This window comes from Mesorhizobium sp. M0074 (assembly GCF_040322975.1).
Taxonomy (GTDB): Bacteria; Pseudomonadota; Alphaproteobacteria; order Rhizobiales; family Rhizobiaceae; genus Mesorhizobium.
This window is the reverse complement of record NZ_JAMYUM010000059.1, coordinates 1-5,196: the sequence shown is the minus strand read 5'-3', so window position 1 is coordinate 5,196 and position 5,196 is coordinate 1. Positions and strand designations below refer to the sequence as shown.

At 60.1% G+C, this 5,196-nt stretch carries 3 protein-coding genes and 4 pseudogenes; 1 reads left to right on the top strand and 6 read right to left on the bottom strand.

The annotated features are described in order from the left end of the window. Positions 1 to 82: 82 nt before the first annotated feature. The 5 genes and pseudogenes from NKJ73_RS33825 to NKJ73_RS33805 all read right to left on the bottom strand — a co-directional run. Positions 83 to 433 (bottom strand): annotated as a pseudogene (locus NKJ73_RS33825) (ATP-binding protein); the annotation flags it as partial. Next, a complete protein-coding gene (gene istA, locus NKJ73_RS33820; protein ID WP_352572700.1) occupies positions 430 to 1,689 on the bottom strand; it encodes an IS21 family transposase in 1,260 nt (419 codons plus the stop codon). The pseudogene NKJ73_RS33825 and the gene istA, both read right to left, overlap by 4 nt. A gap of 453 nt (positions 1,690 to 2,142) precedes the next feature. Continuing rightward, positions 2,143 to 3,093: an aminotransferase class IV gene (locus NKJ73_RS33815; RefSeq protein WP_352572698.1), complete on the bottom strand. Its 951-nt coding sequence runs from the start codon at positions 3,091 to 3,093 to the stop codon at positions 2,143 to 2,145. 208 nt (positions 3,094 to 3,301) lie between these two features. Continuing rightward, entirely contained in the window at positions 3,302 to 3,754 is a 453-nt protein-coding gene (locus NKJ73_RS33810) for an Lrp/AsnC family transcriptional regulator (RefSeq protein WP_352572696.1), read from the bottom strand. 181 nt (positions 3,755 to 3,935) lie between these two features. After that, a pseudogene (locus tag NKJ73_RS33805) lies at positions 3,936 to 4,090 on the bottom strand (ABC transporter permease); the annotation flags it as partial. A gap of 162 nt (positions 4,091 to 4,252) precedes the next feature. Here NKJ73_RS33805 and NKJ73_RS33800 point away from each other — a divergent pair. Continuing rightward, positions 4,253 to 4,787, top strand: a pseudogene (locus NKJ73_RS33800) (transposase); the annotation flags it as partial. Positions 4,788 to 4,910: 123 nt separating this feature from the next. Here NKJ73_RS33800 and NKJ73_RS33795 read toward each other — a convergent pair. Further along, positions 4,911 to 5,044: pseudogene (locus NKJ73_RS33795) on the bottom strand (transposase); the annotation flags it as partial. Between the last annotated feature and the right edge of the window lie 152 nt (positions 5,045 to 5,196).

The following is a 5,196-nucleotide window of genomic DNA, read 5'->3' as shown; positions in this document are numbered from 1 at the left end:
CACAGTCCATTATCACAATCACAGGATCAGCAGATCCAGCTTTTTCAATAACATAGCGAGGTGTGCATTATGTCGTGGGATCGGGCGGGCCGAGGAAGTGGACGACCTCGCAGCGAGCGACGAAGCCGAGTTGGGCCAGCGTGAAGATTCGATCGCGGTCGAGCGAGGGCTGGAAAGAGAAGTCGAAGCCGGCGAGCGTCTTGATCGTGGCCAGGCGCCCCATGCGCAGTGCCGTCTTGATCCGGCTGTTCTCGCGCAGGGTCAACTCTTCCGAGAGGAGGATGTCCATGGCTTCGAGGGCGGCGATCTCGCCTTTCTCGAGCCGGCGCACGACATGATCGAGCGCTTCGAGCGCCCGCGGCATCTTCAGGCCGACGAGGTCGTGGCGGATCCGGTCGATGGTGGATGGCGTGGTGTCGAGCGCGTTCGTCATGGACGTTGCTCCTTCGCCATCACCCGGGCGACGGCGTCGTAGAAGGCCAACGGGCGCTGAGCGACCCTGTCGCCCGAGCCATGAAGAATGACCTCGTCGTTCCTCAGTCTTTGTCGGCGCTTGTGGACGTGGATGTTGCGATGACCCGGCTCGACATGACGCTGGTGCCGGCCTTCGAGAATAGGATGGGTGGCAATCAGTGCGCCGTCCTCGAAGATGCGCAACTCTTCGGCCAGCGTGTGTACCTCGACGACACGGCGCCTGGTGGCGTCGGGCACGCTGTAGAAATTGCCGCCGACGCTGACCATGCCCTCCCGGCTGATGCGTCGCTCGAGCTTTAGGACCGATCGGAACGGAGCCAAAGGCAGCGGCCGCAGCGCTGCGCGCTCCTCGGCGAAAGCTTCGTTGACGACACGCCTTGTGGTGGCGTGAACCCTCGGGTTTGCGACCGTGTCCAGCCAGTGACGCAACTGGGCGTTCAGGTCTTCGAGATTGCGAAAGGACCGGGCCAGGAAGAAGTCCTCGCGAATGTAGCGGAACGGCCGCTCGACCTTGCCTTTCGTTTTGGCGCGGTAAGGCCGACACGCCTTGGGATAGAAACCATAGTGGCGGGCAAGATCGACGAGGGCACGGTTGTAGACGATGCCGCCGGTATCGCCTTCGCCGATCACAGCCGTCTTCATACGGTCGTAAAGCACTTCGCGAGGAGCGCCGCCCAGCGCCTCGAAAGCCCCAGCATGGCAGCGCAAGACAGTCGGCAGATCCTGGTGGACGACGAAGCGTGCCCAGATAAGGCGACTGAAGCCAAGCACCATGGAGAATAGCCAGACGATTCTCGGCGTGGTCGGCTCATCGGCAAAGACGACATTGAACTGGGCGAAGTCGACCTGCGCTTGCTCGCCGGCCGGGGTCTCGAAGCGAACCTCGTATCCACGCTCCGCCGCGGCAGGACGGACGTCGCGCAGGAAGTCGGTAACGGCCGTGTAGCCGCCGCCATAGCCGAGGTCCTTCAGTTCGCGGAAAAGCCGGCTGCCGGTGAGCCCGGGATATCGCGTGACTCGTTCGCGAAGATAGGCTGTGAAGGGATCGATCACCGCCTGCGGCTTGCGCGGTCCGTAGGCCGGAGCCTCGAGCCCGCGCGCAATGTATTTGCGCACCGTCTTGCGGTCGATCCCGCTCTCCCTGGCGATCGCCGACACCGACAGGCCCTGCCGATGCAAATCCAGTATCATCATCATCTCCCCGATCTTGATCACCGAAATCCCTCTCCCGACCATCAGGAGAAGCATCAACGATCACGCGCCGCCGGTCTCCCGGAGCGCGCTCCGGAAGACCGGCGACAGCGCTAAACTGGGGAAGATTCAAACGGCACTTCTGGGGAGTATTGAGCCGGCATCGACACCCTTCTCACAAACAACAGAGGATACATTGCTGAAGACTCGAACGTCGCAACACCGCGGCGCTGATCGCGCCCGTCCTCGAACTCCACAGCCATGCCAGTAGCCGCGCCGCGTCACAACGGAGCCTGGCGCTAAATCCGGTGAGAGAAGCGGGCTAGTCTCGCAGTACCCGGAGACATCGGTGAGCATCGGGCAATCCACCAAATGCCGGCTTCCTCCGAAGCGCGCCCTACTCGGATTGCGGGCGCCTGCGTTACGACAGCTCATTGTCGCGAAGCCGCGCGTCAACTTCAGGCGCACCGCTTACGCTCACGGATAGATGACAGCAGTAGACCATGTAGGATCATCGTGCTTTTGCCAGTAGAGATCCATGAGCCGGCGGGTGGCCGAACCGACGCGTCCGTCGGCGATCGCCGTATCGTCGATGCGGGTCACGGGCATGATGCCGCCGGCAGTCGAAGTGATAAACACTTCGTCCGCTCCCTTGATCTCAGCACGACTGATATCAGCGGCCGTGGCTGATAGCTCGATTTCGGCACAAAGATCAAAGACAGTCCTGCGCGTGATGCCCGGTAAGACCCCGAAAGCGGGTGTCCTCAAGGATCCCTCCTTGACAAGGAACACATTGAAGCCAGGTCCCTCCGCTATGTGGCCGTTCGTGTCAATGATCAGCGCTGTCTCCGCTCCCGCATCATAAGCGTCGAATAGACCCTTCACAAGGTCGAGCCAATGATAGTTCTTGATTGCGGGATCAATTGACTTTGGTGGAATGCGGACGGTGGCGCTGATTGCGACGTGTAAGCCTCTCTCCAGCTGTTCTTTGTTGGCAACAGAGCCAAAGGGGACTGCAAACGCTATGAAGTGGTTCTCCGCCTGGCGGGGATCCCGGCTGAAGGTCGGCGATGAACCACGCGTGCAGATCATCTCCACGTATGCCGATCTATGGCCCGACAGGGCGACGCAATTGTTAAGGATGGATGCTGTCTTCTCTCGATCATAGGGCAGCTTCATTCGGAGCCGTTCGACACCCCCGAAGAAACGGTTAAGGTGCAAATCCAGCCGAAAGAACCTGCCATTCCAGACGTGCACGGTGTCGTAGGTAGCGTCAGAGTGCAGGAAACCCCAATCGAGCACTGAGATCTTGGCTTGGGACATCGGCAGGTATTGCCCATCCATGAAGGCTACCCCGTCCGGATAGCGCCGTCGATCAACGTGATGCTCGTCGATGGTTGAAAGAACTGGCAAGATCTGTATTGTCATTGGGGGTCGCCATTCGTATTGCTTACATCGGGATGGGTTGCTTTCCCGCTTGGAACGGTCGGGCAAACCCACCGTCCTAACGCAAGATCAACTGCACCCTCTACATCGCACAGTTGATTTGGTGAAAAAGGTCAATCTGATGCTGGACACGCAACGGCGGTTTCGAAAAACGGCCTTGAGTGACGAGTTCAGCGCAACTCGCCCAACGCTACACAGGGACGCGTGGCTCGAACTTGACACGATCAAGCGAAATCATGCTTCGGAATTTTCGGACATTGGGGTTGGTGTAAAGCTTCGTCTTGACGAAGACGTCGAAGGCCTCAACGTCCTCGACGGAGACAAGCAGCACGAAATCGGCGTCGCCCGTAACCATGTAACACTGGGTAACCTCTTTTGCCGCGCGCATCGCGCGCTTGAACTCATCCACAAGATCAAGACGCTCACGGTCGAGCTCTACCGTGACGACAACAGTAAGCAATTTTCCGAAAGCCTTCGGATCCACCAATGAGATGTCCGCAAGGATCACGCCATCCGAACGCAGCTTGTTAACTCGGCGCATGCATGACGCAGCCGAAGAACCGACCAATTCTGCCAGTTCGGCAAAAGAGAGCCGATTGTTCCTTTGTAGCGCCGTGAGAATCCTTCGATCTAGGTCATCCATGGAACAATGTCTGCTATGGTTGCAATAACTTCAATAATAGACGGAGTTACGCTACGATCATTTCATTTTATCCAGCAAATCGAAATAATCAAATCAATCTTGGCCGCGCGACCGAGAGAATTAACCTCAGCTCACCGTTCCGTCTACGGACGTCGTAAAGTGCCGGCATTTGGACCCACGCAGCAAGAAAAAGCGTGGTGATGTTGCCCCAGCTCGGAATCTGGGCGGCACGCCCACGCCGAGGAAGCTTAGCCCCACCTCCGTCAGGAGCGCGCTGGCGCAGACTATGGCGCTTTGGACCATCAGCGCCGACATGGTGCTCGGCAAGGCATGACGTGGCGGCCGCATCAGCAAGATCGGGGATGCCACAATGTGCACGGCACTCTGTGAGGCCGCCCACATCATGTGGTGAAGACGCTCAAGGGCTGCACGGAGCTGAAAAGCCCGGGCGATGCGGATCGCACAGCGGGCCGGGATGAAGAGGCTAAGGTGACGCTGGCGCGCAAAGTGGAATGCATCGGTAGGGGCAAGGCGCATGCGCCCCTGCGAGTTCGGGGTGAAGGTGTCGGTGGCCACCACGCTGAAGCGCTCAAAGGGTGGCCAGTTCGCCCTGCATGCAAAAGCGCTGCCCGGCAATCCCTATGACGGCCACACGCTCGCAGCGACCATCCCTGACATGGAAAAGACCATCGGCAACGAGAGCAGCCGCGTTCTCGCCGACGCCGGCTATCGCGGCCACAACGCGCCGGAGAGCCACAGTTCAGGGTCTTCACCAGCGGCCAGAAACGCCGTGTCACCCCAGCCATCAAGCGCCAGATGCGGCGGCGATCGGCCGTCGAGCCCGTGATCGGCCACGTCAAGGCCGAGCACCGGATGGGCCGCAACTATCTCGCCGGCAAGCAGGGCCGACGCCGTCATCGCCATCCTGGCCGCCGCCGGCTACAACTTCTCCCTCCTGCTCAGGTGGCTGAAGGTTCCTTTGTGGCTTCTCCTCGCCGCCCCTCAAAGTCAGCCGAAGGAACTCGAAGCCTGATCCCTCTCATTGTTCACGGCCGACTTTTGAGCAGGCTCGCCGCCGTGCGATGCGCCTTCAGATCTCCGCTCCGGCCTGGGGCCTTCGCCGGCAAGACCTGCGAAGATGCGGTCGAAGGCGCCAGCCGGCTCCAGCGCATAAAGTGATTGTAGAGCGTCTTGACCATAGCCGGCGGGCGCATCCTTCGATTGCAGGCCGTTGCGAATGACGTAGATGATCCCACTCACTACCCGTCGGTCATCGACGCGCGGCACGCCGCCTCGACCATCCGTGTCAAGGAAAGTGCCGAGCGCAAGAACCGCTGCCGCCTCGAATCCAGCTAAACCGCCTTGATGCACGGCGAGGACGTTTTGGCGGCCTGAAGCGGCGATGTGGCCGCTGTTGGGCGCTTTTCCGCGAACCTCGTCAG